Raw genomic sequence first — 20,042 nt, 5'->3', positions numbered from 1 at the left:
ACCGTGGCGCGCGGACTTCGTTCCTGCAAGCCGGAAACCGGCATTAAGACGTCGGGATTACGTCACGGCAATACGTGTGCGCATAAACACGATTAAACCCAGCAGTAGCAGGACGATCGCCACCAGGAAGGGAGCGCCCGGCAGGTAAAGGCTTGTCCCCTCGCGGGTGTAGTGGGCAAAGACGCTGGCCATCATCAAGGGCGAGACGACCATGGAAAGAGCATGAACAGCGGTCATGACGCCCTGCAGCTCGCCTTGCTGATCGTCGCCCACCGATTTCGACATGATCCCTTGTAGTGCGGGCGAGACGACAGCCCCCAGAGCCGATATTGGCGTCAAGAACAGGGCCAGCGTACCGCTGGTTATGAACGCCAACAAGCCAAAGCTGAACAGGTCCAGGAGCTTTCCTGCGATCACCGTACGACGTTCACCGAGGTATTTCAGGGCCAGTCGGATCAAGCCACCTTGGACGATGGCCATCATGATGCCAAAGACACCCAGTGACAGACCGATCATCTGCGGGCCCCAATCAAACCGCGCTTGTGTAAAGTAAGACCAGATTGCCGGATAGACGTAGATGGCAACCGAATATAGGAAATATACCAGCAGCAGCCTCGCAATGCCGGGGATCTGCGCCATCGCTTTGAACGCGCCAAACGGGTTGGCCCGACGCCAGTCAAAGGCACGGCGGGTTTTGTCGGTAACCGTTTCGTTCATCACAAACCAACCGAGGACAAAGTTCATCCCCGCCAGGACGGCAGCGGCATAAAACGGCGCCCGCGTACCAAACTCGCCCAATAGACCACCGATCAGCGGCCCCAGCACAAAGCCCATGCCAAAGGCCGCTCCAAGCAGGCCAAAATTCGCAGCCTTTTTGTGAGGCTCGGAAATGTCGGCGATGTAGGCACCAGCCGTGGCGTGCGTAGCAGCAGTGATCCCGCCCACGATCCGCCCGATTAACAACAGCCACATGGTCCCCGCCACAGCCATCACCAAATAATCCAGCGCCATCACGAAAAGCGACACCAATAGGACGGGGCGCCGTCCCACACTGTCAGACAAGTTGCCAATTATCGGGCTGAACAGGAACTGCATCACAGCAAAGACTGTGCTGAGCACACCGCCCCACAGCGCCGCCTCGGCCAGCGTTCCGCCCTGCACCTCGACGATCAGATCAGGCATGATCGGCATGATCAGACCAATCCCCATGGCATCGATCATGACGGTGAACAGGATGAACAGGACGGGCAGACGCAAAGGGATTGCTCCGGGTGAACGGGGTTTCAGCGCACCCTAGGTCGGCACTGTCCCGATTGAAAGATGCCCCTCAAGGTTTCGCTGCGGCACGGGCGCGGTATGCAAAGTCACGGGCGGTTGTCGGAGCAAGACCCATCTGCTGCCCCGGATCGAACAGGCGTTGGCTGTCCAACTTCGGCCAATCGCGGGCAACGATCTCGCGCAGCGGTGTGTTAGCGTCAAGCGCTTCCCTGCACAGGGCTTTGGTTGCGGTTTGTGCTTCCGGGCGAGGCAGGTGAGCGGCCAAGGCAAAGCTCAGCGCCTCGGCATGGATCAGGTCTAGTGACCCGTCCAGAGCAGCACGCATCTGCACGGGTTTGGGCATCAATGCGCCAGACAATGCCAACCCCTGTTGCGCACTTGACGCCGCCGCCAGTACGATTTGCGGCAGACACATCCATTCGGTGAACCAAGCTGCACCATCGCGTTGGTGGCGGTGCACGGCAGCACCTTGCAGAACAGGCATCAACCCGCTGGTTTGCCGAGCCAAGGCGACCAGCACCGAAGGGCCGACAGGGTTCTGTTTCTGCGGCATGGTTGACGACGATCCGCCGCCGTCCAAGGAAATCTCGGAAATCCCGCTTTGGACCAACTCGGTCAGATCTTCGCCCATCTTGCCAAAGGCGATTGCGACGCGGCTGCACCAATCGGCAATGCGCAACACCGGCGTCCGGTCGGTGTGCCACGTGCGCTCGGGATCAGTCAGGTTGAGCAATTTGGCCAGCGCAGCGCGGGTTTCTGCCGCTTGCGGTCCAAGCGCCGAGGCGGTGCCCGCTGCGCCGGACAGAGATACCAGCAGGCAAGATCGGCGCAGATCTGGCAGTTCGCCGAGCAACGACAACAGCGGCTCGCCCCAGGATGCCACAACCGCCCCAAATGAGGTGGGCGTCGCATGTTGGCCATAGGTGCGGGCGTGCATCGGCGTATCGGCGTGCTCTTCTGCCATCTCAGCAAGACGTGCCAAGGCGGCGCACACATCCTTTTCAAGCAAAGCCAGAGCCTGTCGCAATCGCAGCATTAGGCCGGTGTCGATTATGTCCTGCGAGGTTGCTCCCCAATGGGCGTATTGGGCGTGTTCAGGGGCCTGCATCTCGGTTCGAAAGGCGTCCACAAGCGCAGGAACACTGACGCCGTTCTGGCCAGTGGCCTTTGCTAGCGCACCGGGGTCAATCAATATTTCCATCGTTGCACGGCTGATGGCATCGGCGCTTTCGGCGGGGATGATCCCCTGTTCGCCCTGTACCTTGGCCAGCATCCCCTCGACCAGCAGCATAGCGCGCAAGTCGGCGGTATCAGTGAACAGACGTCCCACTTCTCCGGTGGGAAACAGCTGGGAAAACAGTGCGCTGTCAAAGACAGAGGCGGCCATCAGAATTGCCTTTCAATCTGGGTCAGAAGCATCGCCAGCCCGCGTGGGTCGGACAGGAACGGGGAATGCGATGTCTCCATAACGTGGACCCGGTCCGCTGGCCAGTCACGGGTCATCTCGATCTGGTATTCTGGTGGAATGGTCCGGTCGTTTGCGCAGCGGATGTAGGATTTGGGGACGCTGGAAAAGGCTGCCCCCGTCGGCAGCGACGTGGCCTGCGGCGCGATGGGCTGCGGACACAGATGTTGCATTGCGTAGTTCACTGTGTCGGGCATGCAGTCGTGGTAAAAGAGATCCGGCGCACGGCTAGAGTCAATTGTATAAGATAACCCGTCTTTCGACTTTAACACCGCGTCGACTAAGGGTTGGTGCGGGGCGGCTCTGCGCCTCTCGACCATCGACAGGCCATCCTTGGGAAAGTAAGCGCAGAGGTAGATTAATCCACGCACGGCATCTGGTGCGTCCTCTGCTGCTGCGCTGATCGGATAGCCACCCCATGAATGACCCACAATCAGAGTATCGGGGGTCGACGCCGCCAAAACCGCTTTGCGGCAACTGTCAAGTGTGACCTCACCCAACGGCGTCTGGTCTGCGCCCATCCCCGGCAGGTCGATTGCGCGGGTGGTGTGACCCTGAGCTTCTAGCGCCGGGATCAGGTCGCGCCAGCACCAGGCCCCGTGGCAAGAGCCGTGTACCAATAGGAAATCTGCCATTTTCAAAGATGTCCGGTGTCGTGGATGAACTGTGTCAGAACGCGGGCGTATTCGTCGGGTTGTTCGACACAAGGCAGATGTCCGGCCTTGCGGATCAGGTGGAACTGCGAGCCGGGGATCAGATCGACGGTTTCGCGCATCAGATCAGGCGGGGTCGAACCGTCCTCGGATCCGGCAATGCCCAAAGCCGGCAGGCGCAATCCACTGGTCGGCGTATAGAAATCGGTGCCCGAAATGGCGGCGGAACAGCCCCAATACCCTTCGTTTGGTGTGCGTACCAACATGTTTCGCCACAGCTCCAGCTCGGGCGTGGCGCGGAAAGCTTTGGAAAACCACCGCTCCATCACACCATCCGCCAGAGCCTCGATTCCGTCTTTCTTGACGGCCGCGATACGCTCGTCCCAGATTGCGGGTGTTCCAATCTTGGCACCAGTGTTGGACAGCACCATAGCGCGCACCAGATCAAGTCGTTTGACCGCCAGCCCTTGCGCCGTCATGCCGCCAATCGACAGGCCGACAAACATGCTGTCCTTGATTTCGAGCATGTCCATCAGCCGTTCAACGTCTCGTACCAACGCGCCCATGGTGTAGGGCCCGTCGGGTGTGGACGACAGGCCATGACCGCGCTTGTCGTAACGGATGAATTTCAGCCCCTTGGGCAACAAAGGCAAGATCGGATCCCACAGCCGCATGTCCGTGCCCAGAGAATTGGAAAACACCACCGGCGCGCCGTCCGGGTCGCCATCTATGCGATAATGTAGCCTAACGTCGCCAAAATCTGCGATCTGCATCAGTCTTACCCTCTCTCAAATCCTGCTGCACCCTAGCCATCTCTGGTGTGCAAGGTAAAGCAGGGGCGTCATCCGGCGGCGGGTTATTCCAACGTTATCAAAGCATCACGTGACGCATGATAATTTTCGCATATTATAGTGGGTAATGTGACAGAGGAGAAATCAACGTGAAACGTATGATCGCAATCGGAGTTGTCATTCTGGGCATGGCAACCGCAATCCAAGCCAGCGAGGAAAGCAAAACTTGGGAGGCTTCGGACGAGGCCAAGCAGTTCGTGCAAGACACCATCGTTCTTGGAATGCTGGCCAGCCCTTACGGCACCGGCTGGACCGAATACTCGCAATTGCATGACTATTTTAAGGTGGCGCGGGACAATGGCATTACAGGCCATGAAATGACGCTGGCAGCGGCTGACATGTCGTTCGAAACGCTGCTGGAACAGCATTATCATTTCCGGGCGGCGATGGCGCAACAGCCGCAGAATTTCCTGGTCGTCAACCAGACCCGCGATATCGAAGCTGCCCATGCCCAGGGCAAGACGGCGGTGATCTGGAACAGCCAGACCGCAACTATTCTGAACGGTGACCTGAAGAAAATGGCGTTGCTCAAGGATATGGGCATCAAAAGCATGATCCTGGCCTACAACGACATTTTCCGCACTGGTTCGGGGCAATTGGCGGCCTATAACGGCAACGACATCGGACTTACCCCTTGGGGCAAGTCGGTGATCGACGAAATGGTTCGCTTTGGCATTTTGCTGGATCTGAGCCACACAGGGTCCAAAACTGCGAACGACTCCATGGACTACATGGATGAAAATTATCCCGGCGTGCCTTATGTCTACACACACTCGGTTCCAGCGGGGCTGTACACAAGCGAACCCGGGGCGACGCCGCGTGGCTGCTATCGAGCGATCCCGGACGACGAAGCACTGCGGGCGGCCAAATCAGGGGGTTATATCTCTCCCACCTTTACCGAGTGGATGATGGACGGCATCTGGCCCGATGACATCTCGCCCAAGCAGGCAGCCGATATGATCGACTACTACGTTCAGTTGGTCGGCGTTGATCACGTGGGGATTGCCACGGATGATATGTTCTCGACCAAGCTGGTGGTGGATTTTGCCACAGCCAATGCGGCGATGTACGACGATGGCGGCTATATGATCGAAGCGTTCAACAAGGGAGCAACTGGCAACGGTGAATTGGCCAAGATCCTGGCCGCGATCACGGACGATCTTTGGGCGCGTGGTTACTCCAACGAAGACCTGGCCAAGATCTATGGCGGCAACAAAATGCGTGTCTATGCGCAGGTCTGGGAGGGCAAGCCGCCTGAGCAATTCCTGCAGGAATACCCCGAACGTCTGCGGCTGCGGCAAGAGTTCCGCGATCAGTTCCACTCGCGGTGATGCAGTGAAGGATTGCGCCAAATCAGCCGGAGCGCTCCCGCCCTTCGTCAATGTCCCTTGCGGGACACCTCCTCCCGTTGGGCCGGGCCTCGCTTCGCTCGGCGGTTGGCACTTCGTTGCGACCAGGGTGCTTTCAGGAGAAGCGTTTCCGGCGAGAGTATAGCCTCGGGCGGAACCGCACCGCGCGAAGAGCGGCGCCCGGCCCAAAGCCGCTAGCGGTGTCGACGCAGTCGGGGTCGCTCGGGTGCGGGAGCTCCCCTCGATGGGATTCTCGTCAATCCAGCCGAATATGGGCCATGATTTGTCCATGGTCCGAGGCGAGCTTGTTGTAGGGCGCCTCGGGGTGTGATCCATCCGTGAGGTGGTCGTTGAAGACACTGTAGTATTCCATCTCGCCTAGGGCCTTGCCCCAGGTGCTGTCGAAATGGCGCGACATGTAGATTTGGTCGATGCTCTCGTAAACACCGCCAAAAGCCGCCGTATAAACCATGTCACGTAGGGATTTGCGCACGAACATCTTTTCACCCGACCGCAGGCGAACCCGATCGACGGCTTCGGTGATTTGCTCGTTTTCTTTGCGTGAATAGCGGTCATTGGATGCTTTGGCATCATGCCGCAGCATCCACGAGTAGTTCTTGAACGGATGCTCGCCCGAGATGATTTCGGAACTCACCGCATGTTCGCCGTCGTTGAAATCGCCCAGCACCATCACCGGATGGCCCCTGTCCAGCTCGGTTACAATCTCGCGCCGAAGAACCCAGGCCTCGGCCATGCGCCTAAGTGCTGACCTAAGCGCCCCCATGGCGCGGCCTACAGGATCATAGGCCGTTAGCACGGCCTCGGGTGCGAATTCCGCGCCTTCGGGGCGGATGAACTCTCCCAGCTTCGATTTCAGGTGACAGTTGAAGACGGTGATGACCTTGCCCCCAACCGGCACACGGACTTTAAGGATCGGTCGCGAGATCCGTGCCAACGTGTAGTGCCCCGCGCTCTCATCTCCGCCAAGGGCAGACATGGGGATACGCAGGGGTTCGGCGAGGTTTTGAATGATCTCTGGTTCCTCGGCAAACCCAAAGCGGGATAGAACCGCCAGCCCAGGACGCCGCTCGCCAGGACCGCCGTCTGATGCATTTGGGGCAAAGGCCAGAGCCGCGTCTTTGTACCCTCCAAACGCCAGTTTCCGAAAAATCGCTTTCTTGCGATAACGTTTTGAGGCATCGGGCAAGTTGGCCTGGTTCGCCTGATCACCGCGTCGGTCGGTTTCAGCGATCACATCACGCAAAGCGTCTTCTTCGAATATCTCCTGGAAGCCGACAAGGTCGGCGTCCATGGTGAGCAACTGATCCGCCATCCAGTCTTGTTTCCAAGCATACTCTTCGGGCGTGTACTTCTGGAACGTATAATACTCCTGATCTGCGCCGATCAGGTTTTTGACGTTGAAGGATGCAATGGTGAACCGTGTCATGCGAAACGCTCCAAACTCGCGCGAAAAATCTCAGCGTCTACGTTACCGCCCGAGGCGACGGCAATCACAGCTTCGCCTTCGATTTGGTCCTTGCGGAAGAGGGCTGCGGCCAACGCCACAGCGCCGCCTGGTTCCAGCACGATCTTGAGGCGCGAGAACGCCAGCGCCATTGCGTGCAACGCTTCATCCTCAGTCACGGTCAATCCTGGGCCGCAGCGCTCATACATGATCGGAAATGTGATCTCTCCCGGCGAAGGCGTCAGGATCGCATCGCAGATATTGCCGGAGGTCGCCGGGTTCTCTTCGATCTGACCAGAGGCCAGCGAGCGCGTGACATCATCGAACCCTTGCGGCTCGCAGGGTCGAGGGCGCAGTCCCGGCGCTTGCTCTTCAAACGCTAAAGCAATGCCCGAAGTCAATCCACCGCCGCCGCAGCAAACCAGAACGTCGCCCAGGGTGACGCCCTGTTCGGCGGCTTGTTGAGCGATTTCCAACCCGGTTGTGCCTTGGCCTGCAATCACCTGCGGCTCGTCATAGGGTTTGATCAGGGTCAGGCCGCGCTCTTGTCTCAGCCGTTCGCCAATCTGTTCGCGGCTTTCGCTGCCGCGATCATAAAGCACCACTTCGGCCCCAAGGGCGCGGGTGTTGTCGATCTTCATCTTTGGCGCGTCAGACGGCATGATGATCACTGACGGCGCGCCATGTCTGGTGGCTGCCATCGCGATACCCTGCGCATGGTTGCCGGATGAAAACGCCAGAATGCCGCGCTTGCGTGTGTTCTCGTCCAAGGCAGAGACAGCAGACCATGCGCCACGAAACTTGAAGCTGCCCGTGTGTTGCAGGCATTCGGGCTTCACGAACAAACGTCGCCCGGCCAACTCATCCAGAAACGGAGAACTGAGCAGCGGTGTGCGCCGCGCGTGGCCTTTTAGCCGCTCGGCAGCGGCGTGGATCATGTCGATCGAGCTCATAGCGTACGCTCCAATACGCTGCGGATAAGGGAGATGGACTGGCGTTCATCAAGAAACGGCACATGGCCCCGGTTGGGGATAACTGCGGTCAGCATCTCTGGGTGTCGGGCCTGCATCTCGACCAAGGTGTCTGGCTCCAGAATGTCCGAGTTCTCGCCACGGATGACACCCGTGGGCAGCCCTTTGAGCGCCTCAAACAGAGGCCATAGGTCGGGAACAGGACCGGCGGCGGCTTGCTCGATCAGTGCGTCGCGCAGCTTGGTGTCGTAGCGCAAGGCAAGGCCATCCGGCGTTTCATCGTATTGTGTTTCGACCTGCTGCCGCCAGACGTGCGCGGGCACATCCGGGAACTGCGGTTTCAAGGCCGCGTGCATTGCCTTAGCGGCTTGGTCATAGGTCTTGGACACTGGCGCCCTGCCCACATATTCCATGATCCGCGCGATGCCCTGGGGGCTTACCACCGGGCCAACGTCATTAAGGATCACGCCTGCCAGCCGGTGGGGCTGTGTTGCCGCCAGGGTCATTGCGATCAACCCGCCACGCGAGGTGCCCAGCAGGGTCACGCGATCTAGACCCAAGTGATCCAGTAACTCAACGGCATCTTGTCCTTCGCGCAGGACGTTGTAGTTCATGCAATCAGCGTCATAGTCGGACTGCCCGCGCCCGCGATAATCCATGGTGATCATGCGAAGATCGGTGACATGCGGCGCGAGATGGGAAAAATCCCGCCCGCACCGTGTCAGCCCAGCCAAACAAAGGAGCGGCTGACCGCTCCCGGTGTCAGTGTAGTGGATGCATTTTCCGTCCGAGGTGGTGAAATCGGCCATCAAACCCCTGCCAGTTGCGGTATGTTTGTGAGGTCGGACAGTACATGCGCAGGCGCCCATGGCAAGCGGTCCATCGGCTCGCCCGCGCGATTGACCCAAGCCGTGGTGAACCCATAGCCGCTGGCCCCGGCCGCGTCCCAGCCGTTGGAGCTGACGAACAGTACCTCGTCGTGCGCGCAACCGAACCGTTGACCGACAAGGTCGTAGACGCGGCTGTCCGGTTTGAAGATGCCGACGCTTTCCACGGACAACACATCATCGAGAACATCGCCCACGCCCGCCGATTGCACCGCGCCGCCCAGCATCGCAGGTGATCCGTTCGAGAGAATCGCGGTCTGCAACCCGGCACCCTTGAGCGCGCGCAGCATCTGAGGCACTTCCGAATAGGCCTGCAGTTCCCAATATAGATCGAGCAGTCGCTGACGCAGGGCAGCATCGCCATTCAGGCCTGTTGCTTCAAGCGCCCAATCCAGCCCGTCTTGGGTGACGTCCCAGAAATCGGTGTGGGCATCGGTGATCGCACGCAGCCAGGTGTATTGCAGCTGTTTCAGACGCCACTGGTTGGCGACCTCCATCCACTTGTCCTTGAGCGCGGCATGCGTCGGCTCGGATGCGGCCTGTCGCGCGGCGGCCGCCACGTCGAACAGGGTGCCGTAGGCATCGAATACGCAGGTTGTGATTGCCATGATGTTCTCCCCTTATTTCGGGGCAGGGTTGCACAGGCGGAGCAGGGGGGGAAGGGCCTGAACCTTTACATTGGCGTGAGGGTCCTTAAGGGTGGCATATCTTTAAACTCCCACTCGATCGGAGACCCAATGACACAGGTCAAATCAGGCGACACCGTGCGCATCCATTATACTGGAACCCTGCTGGATGGCACCACATTCGACAGTTCTGACGGGCGTGACCCGCTGGAATTCGTGGTGGGTTCGGGGCAGATCATTCCAGGTCTGGACAAGGCGTTGCCTGATATGGAAGTGGGCGAGAAGAAAAAGGTCACCATCGATTGCAAAGAGGCATATGGACCGCTCAACCCCGAAGCCCGTCAGGCGATCCCGCGCGAGGGTATTCCTGACGACATTCCGCTGGAAATCGGTAGCCAATTGCAGATGCAAACCCCAGACGGGCAGGCCCTGCCGGTGACCGTGGTCGAAGTGGATGAAGCGACAGTGACACTGGACGCAAATCACCCTCTTGCAGGTCAGGACCTCGTGTTCGATTTTGAGATCGTGTCGATAAACTGACACTGAGCGGGTCACGTTCTCGGGGGTACTCCCGCCCGTCGTCGATGTTTCTTGCGAAACATCTCCTCCCGTTGGGCCGGGCCTCGCTACGCTCGGCGGTCCGCGCTTTATTGCGGTCTCGCACTGCAGGGCGGTTTGAGCGTCGATGGTCGAGCGAAACACTTGCTACAGGCCGGGCTGCGCCGCGCGCAGCGCGGCGCTACGCCCAAAGCCGCTAGCGGTGCCGACGAAGTCGGGGTCGCTCGGGTGCGGGAGCTCCCCCGGACTGACTGGACGCTGGATGTTCAGCTTCCATGCGTTGGTCTAGACCCTCCGACTTTCAGTCGGGCCCGCTTTAGTGCGAAGCTTCGTGTCATGTCCTTTTCCGCGAGTAAGGACATGAAATATGACACCGGCAAGAACTGCGTTTTCTGTCACCTCGTCAGGTCGTCCAAGTTTCGCTACGAGGTCCAGCACGGCGCGCCGCTCTGCGGAAGTGTAACATCTGTCGTCAGGGCAGTTCGTCCGTCAATGTGTCGGGAGTTTCCTGCAGTCCGCAAGCACTACTGGGGTTGCCGGTTTTTGGGACAGGGGTGGTTTTCAGCCATCAACGGTTTCGGCACCGAAGACATCGCGCGTCGGTACCTGGAAAAACACATCTCTGATCCTACCAGATCAGTCTCGGCACCAACCGGTAGCCGTTCAGTATCATTCAGACACGCGCCTGCCATTTTTTCGTACCGGTATCCTACTACGCGGCATTCCAGAAACTATGGGGTTCCAAGACTGCTCAGCTTGCGCAGAGAATAATTCGCCCGCATCCTGCATCGTGATCTCGTTTGTTCCATACCAGGCGGTCCCCGTTGGGGTCTTTTCCGGCGACGGGCTTACAAATCCGTGGGTTGTTGTTTGTGCAGTGTGAATCTGAATTTTGATACGGGTTTCAGCGGGCTCTGCTCTTGCCTTTGAAGCGGCGTGTGCTTCACGCGAAAGCGCTGCTTGGAATTTTGGTGATGAGGCCAGAATAATCAGCATCAAGGCACCCGACGATACGACAAGCGTTATCTTCAGCAACCGCAGCGGATTTGCGTGTCCTGCAGATGACATACGTCTCGGAATGGGGATGACATTGATTTGGGTCATGCGCGCACCATGATCATCAAACGTGACAATCCAAAGGCACGGAAGGGGCGATTTCAGGCGCTTGACGCGCCTGAAATATCACATCGATTCTGGCTGTGGCATACCCAACACATGGAAACCACCGTCCACGCGGATGATCTCACCGGTGGTACAGGCGCCTGCGTCTGAGGCCAGGTAAACGGCTGTGCCGCCGACCGCTTCAAGCGACGCATTCGAGCGCATGGGGGCGTTGGTATCGGCAAACTTGAACGTCTTGCGCGCACCGCCGATGGCCGCACCGGCCAGCGTTTTCATCGGACCGGGCGAAATGGCGTTTACGCGGATGCCCTCGGGGCCCAGGTCGTTGGCGAGATAGCGGGTTGCCGATTCCAGCGCGGCCTTGGCGACGCCCATGACGTTGTAGTTCGGAACAACCCGGTTCGACCCGGCATAGGTCAGCGTCAGCAGCGTTCCGCCGTTGTCCGTCATCAGAGGATGTGCACGCCGGGCCACTTCGATAAAGGAATAGGCCGAAATTTCCATCGAGTTCTTGAAATTCGCGCGGCTGGTGTCCAGGAATCGACCCGTCAGCTCGGTCTTGTCAGAATAGGCGATAGCGTGCACCAGAAAGTCGATGGTCGGCCAGCGCTCACCCAATTGGGCAAAGGCCGCATCCAACGATGCATCGTCAGTCACATCAACGTCCACCATGAAATCCGAATCCACGCTTGCGGCCAGCGGTTCCAACCGCTTGCCGAATGCCTCGCCCTGATAGGTGAATGCCAGTTCGGCACCGGCCCCGGCCATGGCCTTGGCGATGCCCCACGCGATCGAACGATCATTGGCAACGCCCATGATCAGCCCGCGCTTGCCCTGCAATAATCCGGTCATCGGGTTATCCCTTGTACTTGCTCAGGATCATCGATCCGTTAGTGCCACCAAAGCCAAAGCTGTTGGTCATCACCGAATCGAGGCCTGCGTTTTCGACGAGATCGGTTGCCACTTCGCCGGGGTTGATCCCCTCGGCCAGGGTCTCGACATTGATCGACGGTGTAATGAAATCGTTGTCTAGCATCAGCAGGCAGAAGATTGCCTCGAGCGCGCCTGCCGCGCCTTGCGCGTGGCCGGTCATCGACTTGGTCGAACTGATGGGTGGCACGTTGCCTTCGCCAAAAACGCGGCGCACGGCTTCAACTTCGCCCACATCGCCGACAGGTGTCGAGGTGCCGTGTGCGTTGATATAGCTGACCTTGCGATCCTCGGGCAGGGTGGCCACGGCCAGACGCATCGCCCGTTCGCCACCTTCGCCCGACGGGGCCACCATGTCATGGCCGTCCGAGGTCGCAGCGTATCCGGTCACTTCGGCATAGATTCTGGCACCGCGCGCCAGAGCGTGATCCAGGTCTTCCAGCACCACGATGCCGCCGCCACCCGAGATCACGAAACCGTCACGGTCCTGATCAAACGCGCGCGAGGCTTTGTCCGGCGTGTCGTTGTATTTCGAACTCATCGCGCCCATCGCGTCAAACAGGCACGACAGGGTCCAGTCCAGCTCTTCGCCGCCGCCTGCAAACATCACGTCCTGCTTGCCCAGCATGATCTGTTCTGCAGCATTGCCGATGCAATGCAGCGAGGTAGAGCAGGCGGACGTGATCGAATAGTTGATGCCCTTGATCTTGAAGGCCGTCGCCAGGTTTGCCGAAATTGTCGAGCTCATGCATTTGGGCACAGCAAAGGGGCCGATGCGCTTGGTTGCGCCTGTTTTGGCAACCACCTGATGCGCCGTCAGCATGGCGCTGGTCGATGGCCCGCCTGATCCGGCAACCAGCCCTGTGCGCACGTTCACAACGTCGTCCTCAGTCAGGCCAGCGTCAGCGATGGCTTGGCTCATAGCGATATGGGCATAGGCCGCACCGGGGCCCATGAAGCGCAGCGCACGTTTGTCCACGTGTTCCTTGATGTCAAGTTTCAGCGTTCCGGCGACCCGGCTGCGAAAGCCGTGTTCGACCATTTCGTCGCTGGCGACGATCCCGGATTTGCCTGCCTTGAGAGAGGCCACGACCTCTTGGGCATTGTTGCCGATCGACGAGACAATGCCCAGACCGGTGACGACGACACGACGCATACGTGCACTCCCTTGTTAGCTTATGTCTTAGTATGCATTGCGGGGGAGGGGTGCAAGATGGGTTGAGGCGGCCTGTGCCGTCAGTAGGCCTTTTGAAGGGTTCGTGTCAGCGGGCGAGCCAAAAACGTTCGAAGCCTTTGCAACGATCTCTTTCAAAAGAAATCGTCGCTCTGTTTGGGGTCGGCAAGACGAGGCGGCGCTCAACTTTCGCTGAGCGCGACTTTCATATCCTTGACTTCATAGATCACTTCGCCATCCGCCTCGACGATGCCATCAGCAACGCCCATGGTCAGTCGGCGGGTCTGGATCGCCTTGGTAAAGTCGATCTTGTAGGTCAGCACCTTGCGATCAGGACGAACCATGCCTTTGAGCTTCACTTCGCCCACGCCTAATGCATAGCCACGCCCCTGCCAGCCGCGCCAACCCAGGTTAAAACCTGTCAGCTGCCACAGACCGTCCAGGCCCAGACAGCCAGGCATGATTGGATTGCCGGGAAAGTGGCAGTCAAAGAACCACAGGTCTGGCGTGATGTCGAATTCCGCCAGCACGTGCCCCTTGCCATGTGCGCCACCATCGCCCGAAATATCGGTGATCCGGTCCATCATCAGCATCGGCGGAGCCGGAAGCTGTGCGTTGCCGGGGCCGAAAAGCTCGCCACGGGCGCATTTCAGCAGGCCCTCTTTGTCAAAACTGCTCGGGAATTGGGACATGCTGCCGCTTCTCCTGCCAGGGGTGTAAAATATCGCTTTGGACCCTCTAACATTGCCCTAGGTTGTCCTGCAAGGCCCGGACTGGTGGATTGCGACGTCGGGTCTGCACAGTTGCGAATGAATTTCATTTGAAATTTCTGGTGCCGCGGCCCTATATATAAACTCAGCGATTAGCGAGTCTTGACGTGATGACACCAGATAGCCACCAGATAGCCACCGATTGGTTGGTCGACGCGGGCCTGCGCCCGACCCGTCAGCGTGTCTCGTTGGCTGAACTGCTGGTTGGTGATGGTCGCCACCGCCATGTCACCGCAGAGAGCCTGTTTGACGCCGCCAAAACCAAAGGCGCATCAGTGTCTTTGGCGACTGTCTACAATACACTTCGTGCGTTTTGTGATGCGGGCGTGTTGCAGGAGATCACTGTAGACGGCTCGAAAAGCTATTTCGACACCAACACTCACGATCACCCCCATTTCTATTGGGAGGACGAGGCCAGACTGTCGGATGCTCCGTCGGATCAGCTGGTGATCCAGCGCCTGCCAGAAGCGCCCGAAGGGGTCGAAATCGCGTCCGTCGACGTGGTGATCCGCCTGCGCAAGGTGTGATCAGGGCCACTACGCTTTCAAAGCTTCCTTCAGAATGCCCATTGCATCGTCGATTATTGGGTCGCCAGGGCCTGTGCCATGGCGGGTCAGGATAACCGGCTCGCTGGCGTCTTGGTCTTGGATCGGAACCATCGCCAACGGCTGGCCATCATAGCTGTGGCTGGCAAAGGGCGCGGCATAGCTGATGCCGATTCCTTCGCCATGCGCCGCCAGACTGCGCATGATTTCCAGCGATTGCGTGCGATGGGCCACAACCGGCGACAGGCCATGACGTCTAAACAGCCCCAGCATGTGCTGCGCCGACAATCCCTCATCCGACAGGATCAGCGGATGAACTGACAGATCCCGCAACGAGATGCCCTTGCCCCCCGCGAGGTCGTGGGCAGGCGGCAGCACCGCCACGGGAGCTTGATGAAACAGCGTGGTGCGGGTGAAACCTGCGTCCAAGCCCAAGTCATAGGTCACGGCGATGTCGATGCTCCCATCCAGCAGCGCACCGATCAGCGGTTCAAAGGCTGCTGCGCGATAGCTGACCGAAACCTTTGGATACGCTTGCCTCAGTCGCTGCAGGGCAGGGGCGAGCAGAAATGGCGCAAGATCGGAAAAGCAACCCAGGGATAATCGGGTCGTACTAGGAAGAGCATCCTGTCCTGTCTCTAGGCTAGCGGCCCGAGCCAACAGTGCTTCGGCCCGCTCCACAAAGCGACGGCCTTGTGGGGTCACGGCCAGCGCGGCCCCGCGTTTGCGGATGAACAGAGGATAGCCCAATTGCGCGTCGATCCTGTCCAACGCGTTGGACAGCGCCGGTTGTGACACGTTCAACCGTGCGGCGGCGGCAGATAGGCTGCCTTCGGCCGCGATGGCGCACGCATATTCATAGTGGCGGAGTGTCAGGTATAACATGAACTTAATTATGCCATTTCCAGATATGATTTGAAATGTTGGATTCGTCAGGGCAGAAATCTTTCAACCCGATTGATGGAGAGCCCCGATGACGCACCCGCTAGTGACACCCGAGATGATCGAAACCTATCAGCGCGACGGCGTTGTCCTTGTGCCGGGTCTCTTTGCGGATCACGTCGAAATTCTGCGCGATGGGGTCGAGGCGAACATGGAGGAACCGGGGCCCTACGCCTCGGACAATCAGAAAAAGGGACAAACGGGTCTCTTCTTTGACGACTACTGCAACTGGACGCGCATCCCACAGTTCCGCGATGTGATCCATGCCTCGCCCGTCGCGCAAGTGGCAGCGGACCTGATGCAGTCCAAAACGGTGCAGATGTTCCACGACCATGTGCTGGTGAAAGAGCCGGGTACCTCAATGGCGACGCCTTGGCATCAGGACGGGCCCTACTACTTTGTCGAAGGTCGGCAGAACGTCAGTTTTTGGTCGCCACTTGATCCGGTCAAAGAGGCGACGTTGCGTTGCGTCGCGGGTTCGCATCTGTGGAAAAAAGAGGTGCTGCCGACCCGTTGGGTGTCGGAAGAGGGGTTCTTTGCCGACGAGGGCCAGTACATGCCCATCCCCGACCCGGACGCCGAGGGCATGAAAGTGGTCGAGTTTGAAATGCAGCCGGGTGATGCCGTGGCGTTCAACTACAAGATTCTACACGGCGCGCGTGGCAACACATCCAACAGCCGCCGGCGTGCGTTTTCCCTGCGTTTGGTCGGCGATGATGCCCGCTATGTCGAGCGCCCGGGCCGCACCTCGCCACCGTTTCCAGGGCATGACATGCTGCCAGGACAGCGTTTGCGCACAGATTGGTTCCCGATGCTGATCGGTTAAGGCCTAAGTACGCGGTGCAAAAGCGGGCACCAGCTTTGCCCTTCTCGGGTATGCGGCAAGAAGAAAGGGGGTAGAGGTCAGAACCATTGCCCAGGTTCCATCAGCCCCAAATCAAGCAGCTGGCGTGAGTGCCATTCAAAGGGGGTGGAATTGTGCCATCGAAAGCTATCGATCTCGAACGTCGAGCCGGGGTTGCGTTTGAGTGCCTTGGTGGTGCGAAAGGAACAGATCGCGGCGGTCAGATTGTGGTGCCAAGGGCAGGCATAGGTGTTGTATTCCTGATCTTCGAAGGTGTGGTTGGACAGCAGCTTTAGCCCTGGTGCCGATTTAAACAGGGCAATCCGGTCGATCTTGCGGCTTTCTTTCGGAATATGTTCCTCGTACCGCCAGCGAACGCCGCCAAAAAAGTCCAGCTGCCGTTCGCGCGGGTGACCGGTTTCGGGATTTTTGCGCGCTTGTGCGTAGTAACCTGACTTGTCCAGATTGGCCCGATCCAGTGAAACCCCATCGGGATGTGTTTTGAGGTCATCAGCATAAAGGTCGATGACATAAGCCAACATCGAATCCCGCCGCTCTTCGGTGTGAAACATCAGCATCTCACCGACGCTGCGTGTCTCGCAAAAAGGGTAGAACAGGTATTCAGCGTTGTAGCAGTAATACATCCACACGCCTGGCGCAGCTTCGATGATGCGGTTGATAGCTTCGACCACGGATTTGCGCGGGCCGCAATCGAACGGCACGCGGTGCACGCGGGCTTCGACATCCTTGGGCAATGTGAACGCGTCCGGCATGAACGCCAGCACAGCCGCAAAGCCGCATTGCAGATGGTGGCGCATTGTGGTGGCCAGCTCGACATCATCCTCGACAAAGATCAACGCCAATGGGCCTTTGGCCAACGTTTCCTTGCCTGTGCGCAAGAGATGATCGAGAGAGTTGTATTCCATCTGCGCGTCCCTGATTTGCCATGCTGGCATCAAACACCAAAATCGGTTAATTGCTCGTGCATTGCAAGCGGTGCTGGAAAGGTATAAAGCCCGCCGCTGATCCCGCGAACGCAAAGGCCTGCCCAATGTCCGAGCCCAAGAAGCTGTATATCAAAACCTATGGCTGCCAGATGAACGTTTACGACAGTGAGCGTATGGCCGAGGCGCTGGGCGGTGAAGGCTATGTCGAGACCAAGTCGCATGATGACGCGGACATGATCCTGCTCAACACCTGTCACATCCGCGAAAAGGCGGCCGAAAAGGTCTATTCCGAGTTGGGCCGGTTCAAGGGGCTGAAGGCCGAGAAGCCCGACCTCAAGATCGGTGTGGCAGGCTGTGTTGCCCAGGCTGAGGGTGAGGAAATCATGCGTCGCCAGCCGCTGGTCGATCTGGTTGTGGGGCCACAAAGCTACCATCGACTGCCCGAGATGGAGGCGAAGACCCGTGCAGGGGAAAAGGCGCTGGATACGGACTTTCCCGAAGAGGACAAGTTCGAGAAGCTCAAGAGCCGCCCCAAGGCCAAGCGCGGCCCGACCGCGTTTTTGACCGTGCAAGAGGGCTGCGATAAGTTCTGCGCCTTCTGCGTGGTGCCCTATACACGCGGGGCCGAAGTCAGTCGCCCGGCGGACCGCATCATCCGCGAGGCCAACGAGTTGGTTGAACGCGGTGTGCGCGAGATCACTTTGCTGGGGCAGAACGTCAACGCCTATCACGGGGTTGGGCCCAATGGCGACATGACGCTTGCGCAGCTGATCTGGGAGCTGGACAAGGTCGACGGGCTGGAGCGCATCCGGTTTACCACCTCGCACCCCAACGACATGATGGATGATCTGATCGAAGCGCATGGCACCTGTTCGAAACTGATGCCGTATTTGCACCTGCCGGTGCAGGCCGGATCGGACAAGATCCTGAAACGCATGAACCGCAGCCACACCGCCGAAAGCTATTTGCAGCTCATCGAACGCATCCGCGCCGCGCGGCCCGATATTGTCATGTCGGGGGATTTCATCGTCGGTTTCCCCGAAGAAACTGAAGAGGATTTCCAGGCCACGCTGGATCTCGTTGAACAGGTCAAATACGGCTATGCCTATTCGTTCAAATACTCGACCCGCCCTGGCACCCCGGCGGCAGAGCGTCCCCAGGTCGATTCGGTTGAAGCCGATGACCGCCTGCAGCGCCTGCAGGCGACGATCACCCGCCATCAGCGCGAAATTCAAGACGGCATGGTGGGCCGTGAAGTCAGCGTACTATTCGAAAAACCGGGTCGGTTTGACGATCAGATGGTTGGCAAATCCGAGTATCTGCATGCGGTTCACGTGACCGGTTCTGGTGCTCAAATTGGCGACATCGCGCGCGTCAAAATCGTGTCTTCCGGCGCGAATTCGCTGGCCGGAGAGGTCATCCGCTGATCGCGCTGCGATTGTATCAAGGCGACTCACTCAATTTCTTGTGTTCGTCAAAATCGCCAATTTAGCGACAATCGAATGAATTTCTGGTGAGTGTGTCCGCATCTGCCACAATATATGGTGGATTTTGCTTCACAATTATCTCTTATTTTCCTAACCTTAGGTCAATTGGGTTATGGGTGCTCGCCGATGCACGTCAGCGGTGCCAATTTTTTGGGGGAACTATGGTGAGGGATATCAGCGGTGTTTAGTTTGAAAATCAAGAGCGCTGTAGCAGCGCTTGCAGCCATTGTTGCGATTGCCGGGGTTACTGCCACCCCCGCCAGCGCACAGAACCAACGTACAGTTATCGGTGAGCGCTATGTGCCCACCATCTGGGTCGACCCGGACGGGTGCGAACACTGGGTGATGGATGACGGGGCCGAGGGGTATATGACCCCGCACGTCAGCCGTCAGGGCATTCCGGTTTGTCGCCGCGGCAACCTGTGCGGCACGCTGCCTTCGGATCAGTTCTTTGCGACCGACAGCTTCCGTATCAGCTCGGCCGGTCAGGCCCGTCTAAAGGAATTCTTCCGGACCACGCAGGCCAGCGGCTACATCATCACCGGTCACACCGACAGCCGCGCGTCTGATGCCTATAACCTGCGCCTGTCGCAGAACCGGGCCAACTCGGTCGCACGTGTCGGCCGCAGCTCGGGCGCACGGATCGTCGATGTGCGTGGGTACGGTGAGCGTGATCCGCGTGTGGCGAATTCCAGCCCGTCTAACATGGCGCAGAACCGTCGTGTTGAAATCGTCTGTGTGAACTGAGGAGAGCAGTCATGAAACTGATCAAAGGCATTGCGCTTCTCGCGGCCCTGGGTGGCTTGGCCGCCTGCGAGGCAACCGACAAAACCGTGGACCGGGGCTTTGATTCCGGTGACCTGTCGAACCTGAAGGCGGGCATTTGGGTTGACCCAACGGGCTGTGACCACTGGATCATCGACGACGGGCTCGAAGGGTACCTGTCCCAGCGTCTGGACCGCAACGGCAAGCCGGTCTGCTCGGGTGCGGCCCCTCCGGGTGTGGCCACCGGGCCGTTCAAGAAAGGCTCGGGTGTCGTAGACGCGATCTGATCGCCTGAACATTCGCATCAAACACGGAACGACCAGCAATGCCTTTGTTGGTCGTTTTCTTTTTCATGCTGAAAAGGGGGCGGTGGCAGAATTTTGCCTTTGCCCTCACCAATTTTGTTTCAGTTG

At 58.8% G+C, this 20,042-nt stretch carries 21 protein-coding genes; 7 read left to right on the top strand and 14 right to left on the bottom strand.

The features are described from left to right. Positions 1 to 57: 57 nt before the first annotated feature. The 4 genes from G6R15_RS20560 to pcaD all read right to left on the bottom strand — a co-directional run bounded on the left by G6R15_RS20560 (position 58) and on the right by pcaD (position 4,169). Positions 58 to 1,257: a TCR/Tet family MFS transporter gene (locus tag G6R15_RS20560; RefSeq protein WP_164661859.1), complete on the bottom strand. Its 1,200-nt coding sequence runs from the start codon at positions 1,255 to 1,257 to the stop codon at positions 58 to 60. A gap of 70 nt (positions 1,258 to 1,327) precedes the next feature. Then, positions 1,328 to 2,665, bottom strand: a complete 1,338-nt coding sequence (locus G6R15_RS20555; protein WP_164661858.1) for an adenylosuccinate lyase family protein — start codon at positions 2,663 to 2,665, stop codon at positions 1,328 to 1,330. Further along, positions 2,665 to 3,378 (bottom strand): alpha/beta fold hydrolase, encoded by a 714-nt coding sequence (locus tag G6R15_RS20550; protein WP_164661857.1) that lies wholly within the window; start codon positions 3,376 to 3,378, stop codon positions 2,665 to 2,667. The genes G6R15_RS20555 and G6R15_RS20550 overlap by 1 nt, the downstream gene beginning before the upstream one ends. A 2-nt stretch (positions 3,379 to 3,380) precedes the next feature. Continuing rightward, entirely contained in the window at positions 3,381 to 4,169 is a 789-nt protein-coding gene (gene pcaD / locus G6R15_RS20545; protein ID WP_164661856.1) for a 3-oxoadipate enol-lactonase, read from the bottom strand. Positions 4,170 to 4,345: 176 nt separating this feature from the next. On the opposite strand from pcaD, the gene G6R15_RS20540 reads away from it, so the two are divergent. After that, the gene (locus G6R15_RS20540; protein WP_164661962.1) at positions 4,346 to 5,578 is read left to right on the top strand and encodes a dipeptidase; all 1,233 of its coding nucleotides are present in this window, start codon (positions 4,346 to 4,348) and stop codon (positions 5,576 to 5,578) included. Between the two features lie 274 nt (positions 5,579 to 5,852). On the opposite strand, the gene G6R15_RS20535 is transcribed toward G6R15_RS20540, so the two are convergent. The 4 genes from G6R15_RS20535 to G6R15_RS20520 are packed head-to-tail and all read right to left on the bottom strand — an operon-like array spanning position 5,853 to position 9,527. Next, positions 5,853 to 7,043: an endonuclease/exonuclease/phosphatase family protein gene (locus tag G6R15_RS20535; RefSeq protein WP_164661855.1), complete on the bottom strand. Its 1,191-nt coding sequence runs from the start codon at positions 7,041 to 7,043 to the stop codon at positions 5,853 to 5,855. Further along, a complete protein-coding gene (locus tag G6R15_RS20530) occupies positions 7,040 to 8,014 on the bottom strand; it encodes a threonine/serine dehydratase (RefSeq protein ID WP_164661854.1) in 975 nt (324 codons plus the stop codon). Before G6R15_RS20530 ends, G6R15_RS20535 begins: the two co-directional genes overlap by 4 nt. Next, positions 8,011 to 8,841, bottom strand: a complete 831-nt coding sequence (locus G6R15_RS20525) for an alpha/beta fold hydrolase (protein WP_164661853.1) — start codon at positions 8,839 to 8,841, stop codon at positions 8,011 to 8,013. The genes G6R15_RS20530 and G6R15_RS20525 overlap by 4 nt, the downstream gene beginning before the upstream one ends. Next, positions 8,841 to 9,527 carry a haloacid dehalogenase type II gene (locus G6R15_RS20520; protein ID WP_164661852.1) on the bottom strand — a complete coding sequence of 229 codons (687 nt, stop codon included), beginning with the start codon at positions 9,525 to 9,527 and terminating at the stop codon, positions 8,841 to 8,843. Before G6R15_RS20520 ends, G6R15_RS20525 begins: the two co-directional genes overlap by 1 nt. 129 nt (positions 9,528 to 9,656) lie before the next feature. Here G6R15_RS20520 and G6R15_RS20515 point away from each other — a divergent pair, with 129 nt between their 5' ends. Continuing rightward, positions 9,657 to 10,085 (top strand): peptidylprolyl isomerase, encoded by a 429-nt coding sequence (locus tag G6R15_RS20515; protein WP_164661851.1) that lies wholly within the window; start codon positions 9,657 to 9,659, stop codon positions 10,083 to 10,085. Positions 10,086 to 10,772: 687 nt separating this feature from the next. Here the strand turns inward: G6R15_RS20515 and G6R15_RS20510 are convergent. The 4 genes from G6R15_RS20510 to fabA all read right to left on the bottom strand — a co-directional run bounded on the left by G6R15_RS20510 (position 10,773) and on the right by fabA (position 14,021). Further along, positions 10,773 to 11,207 carry a hypothetical protein gene (locus G6R15_RS20510; RefSeq protein ID WP_164661850.1) on the bottom strand — a complete coding sequence of 145 codons (435 nt, stop codon included), beginning with the start codon at positions 11,205 to 11,207 and terminating at the stop codon, positions 10,773 to 10,775. 78 nt (positions 11,208 to 11,285) lie between these two features. Further along, on the bottom strand, positions 11,286 to 12,077 hold the full coding sequence (locus G6R15_RS20505) for an enoyl-ACP reductase (protein WP_164661849.1): 792 nt from the start codon (positions 12,075 to 12,077) through the stop codon (positions 11,286 to 11,288). 4 nt (positions 12,078 to 12,081) lie between these two features. Further along, positions 12,082 to 13,311 carry a beta-ketoacyl-ACP synthase I gene (gene fabB / locus G6R15_RS20500; RefSeq protein WP_164661848.1) on the bottom strand — a complete coding sequence of 410 codons (1,230 nt, stop codon included), beginning with the start codon at positions 13,309 to 13,311 and terminating at the stop codon, positions 12,082 to 12,084. A 200-nt stretch (positions 13,312 to 13,511) separates the two neighbouring features. Next, entirely contained in the window at positions 13,512 to 14,021 is a 510-nt protein-coding gene (fabA, locus tag G6R15_RS20495; protein ID WP_164661847.1) for a bifunctional 3-hydroxydecanoyl-ACP dehydratase/trans-2-decenoyl-ACP isomerase, read from the bottom strand. A gap of 188 nt (positions 14,022 to 14,209) precedes the next feature. On the opposite strand from fabA, the gene irrA reads away from it, so the two are divergent. Beyond that, positions 14,210 to 14,626: an iron response transcriptional regulator IrrA gene (irrA, locus tag G6R15_RS20490; protein ID WP_164661846.1), complete on the top strand. Its 417-nt coding sequence runs from the start codon at positions 14,210 to 14,212 to the stop codon at positions 14,624 to 14,626. 9 nt (positions 14,627 to 14,635) lie between these two features. Here irrA and G6R15_RS20485 read toward each other — a convergent pair whose 3' ends face one another. After that, complete coding sequence (locus tag G6R15_RS20485) at positions 14,636 to 15,529, bottom strand: LysR family transcriptional regulator (protein WP_164661845.1); 894 nt, start codon at positions 15,527 to 15,529, stop codon at positions 14,636 to 14,638. An 88-nt stretch (positions 15,530 to 15,617) separates the two neighbouring features. Here G6R15_RS20485 and G6R15_RS20480 point away from each other — a divergent pair, with 88 nt between their 5' ends. Continuing rightward, positions 15,618 to 16,412: a phytanoyl-CoA dioxygenase family protein gene (locus G6R15_RS20480; RefSeq protein ID WP_164661844.1), complete on the top strand. Its 795-nt coding sequence runs from the start codon at positions 15,618 to 15,620 to the stop codon at positions 16,410 to 16,412. Between the two features lie 77 nt (positions 16,413 to 16,489). Here G6R15_RS20480 and G6R15_RS20475 read toward each other — a convergent pair whose 3' ends face one another. After that, positions 16,490 to 17,356, bottom strand: coding sequence for a hypothetical protein (locus G6R15_RS20475; RefSeq protein ID WP_164661961.1), 867 nt, complete (start codon positions 17,354 to 17,356; stop codon positions 16,490 to 16,492). Positions 17,357 to 17,481: 125 nt separating this feature from the next. On the opposite strand from G6R15_RS20475, the gene miaB reads away from it, so the two are divergent. The 3 genes from miaB to G6R15_RS20460 all read left to right on the top strand — a co-directional run bounded on the left by miaB (position 17,482) and on the right by G6R15_RS20460 (position 19,916). Next, entirely contained in the window at positions 17,482 to 18,804 is a 1,323-nt protein-coding gene (miaB, locus tag G6R15_RS20470; RefSeq protein ID WP_164661843.1) for a tRNA (N6-isopentenyl adenosine(37)-C2)-methylthiotransferase MiaB, read from the top strand. 249 nt (positions 18,805 to 19,053) lie between these two features. Further along, a complete protein-coding gene (locus tag G6R15_RS20465; protein WP_240336823.1) occupies positions 19,054 to 19,611 on the top strand; it encodes an OmpA family protein in 558 nt (185 codons plus the stop codon). Positions 19,612 to 19,622: 11 nt separating this feature from the next. After that, positions 19,623 to 19,916, top strand: coding sequence for a hypothetical protein (locus G6R15_RS20460; RefSeq protein WP_085794476.1), 294 nt, complete (start codon positions 19,623 to 19,625; stop codon positions 19,914 to 19,916). Positions 19,917 to 20,042: the final 126 nt, after the last annotated feature.

The sequence above is a fragment of the Tropicibacter sp. Alg240-R139 genome (assembly GCF_900537075.1).
In the GTDB taxonomy this organism is placed as follows: Bacteria; Pseudomonadota; Alphaproteobacteria; order Rhodobacterales; family Rhodobacteraceae; genus Falsiruegeria.
The sequence above is the reverse complement of the archived record's forward strand: the minus strand, read 5'-3'. Positions and strand labels throughout refer to the sequence as shown.

Coding starts and splice junctions, on each gene's coding strand:
- G6R15_RS20460 (WP_085794476.1), top strand. CDS start 19,623: ATGAAACTGATCAAAGGCATTGCGCTTCTCGCGGCCCTGGGTGGCTTG.
- G6R15_RS20535 (WP_164661855.1), bottom strand. CDS start 7,043: ATGACACGGTTCACCATTGCATCCTTCAACGTCAAAAACCTGATCGGC.
- G6R15_RS20485 (WP_164661845.1), bottom strand. CDS start 15,529: ATGTTATACCTGACACTCCGCCACTATGAATATGCGTGCGCCATCGCG.
- miaB (WP_164661843.1), top strand. CDS start 17,482: ATGTCCGAGCCCAAGAAGCTGTATATCAAAACCTATGGCTGCCAGATG.
- G6R15_RS20515 (WP_164661851.1), top strand. CDS start 9,657: ATGACACAGGTCAAATCAGGCGACACCGTGCGCATCCATTATACTGGA.
- irrA (WP_164661846.1), top strand. CDS start 14,210: ATGACACCAGATAGCCACCAGATAGCCACCGATTGGTTGGTCGACGCG.
- fabB (WP_164661848.1), bottom strand. CDS start 13,311: ATGCGTCGTGTCGTCGTCACCGGTCTGGGCATTGTCTCGTCGATCGGC.
- G6R15_RS20480 (WP_164661844.1), top strand. CDS start 15,618: ATGACGCACCCGCTAGTGACACCCGAGATGATCGAAACCTATCAGCGC.
- G6R15_RS20540 (WP_164661962.1), top strand. CDS start 4,346: ATGATCGCAATCGGAGTTGTCATTCTGGGCATGGCAACCGCAATCCAA.
- G6R15_RS20525 (WP_164661853.1), bottom strand. CDS start 8,841: ATGGCCGATTTCACCACCTCGGACGGAAAATGCATCCACTACACTGAC.
- G6R15_RS20520 (WP_164661852.1), bottom strand. CDS start 9,527: ATGGCAATCACAACCTGCGTATTCGATGCCTACGGCACCCTGTTCGAC.
- G6R15_RS20510 (WP_164661850.1), bottom strand. CDS start 11,207: ATGACCCAAATCAATGTCATCCCCATTCCGAGACGTATGTCATCTGCA.
- G6R15_RS20505 (WP_164661849.1), bottom strand. CDS start 12,077: ATGACCGGATTATTGCAGGGCAAGCGCGGGCTGATCATGGGCGTTGCC.
- G6R15_RS20475 (WP_164661961.1), bottom strand. CDS start 17,356: ATGGAATACAACTCTCTCGATCATCTCTTGCGCACAGGCAAGGAAACG.
- G6R15_RS20530 (WP_164661854.1), bottom strand. CDS start 8,014: ATGAGCTCGATCGACATGATCCACGCCGCTGCCGAGCGGCTAAAAGGC.
- fabA (WP_164661847.1), bottom strand. CDS start 14,021: ATGTCCCAATTCCCGAGCAGTTTTGACAAAGAGGGCCTGCTGAAATGC.
- pcaD (WP_164661856.1), bottom strand. CDS start 4,169: ATGCAGATCGCAGATTTTGGCGACGTTAGGCTACATTATCGCATAGAT.
- G6R15_RS20550 (WP_164661857.1), bottom strand. CDS start 3,378: ATGGCAGATTTCCTATTGGTACACGGCTCTTGCCACGGGGCCTGGTGC.
- G6R15_RS20555 (WP_164661858.1), bottom strand. CDS start 2,665: ATGGCCGCCTCTGTCTTTGACAGCGCACTGTTTTCCCAGCTGTTTCCC.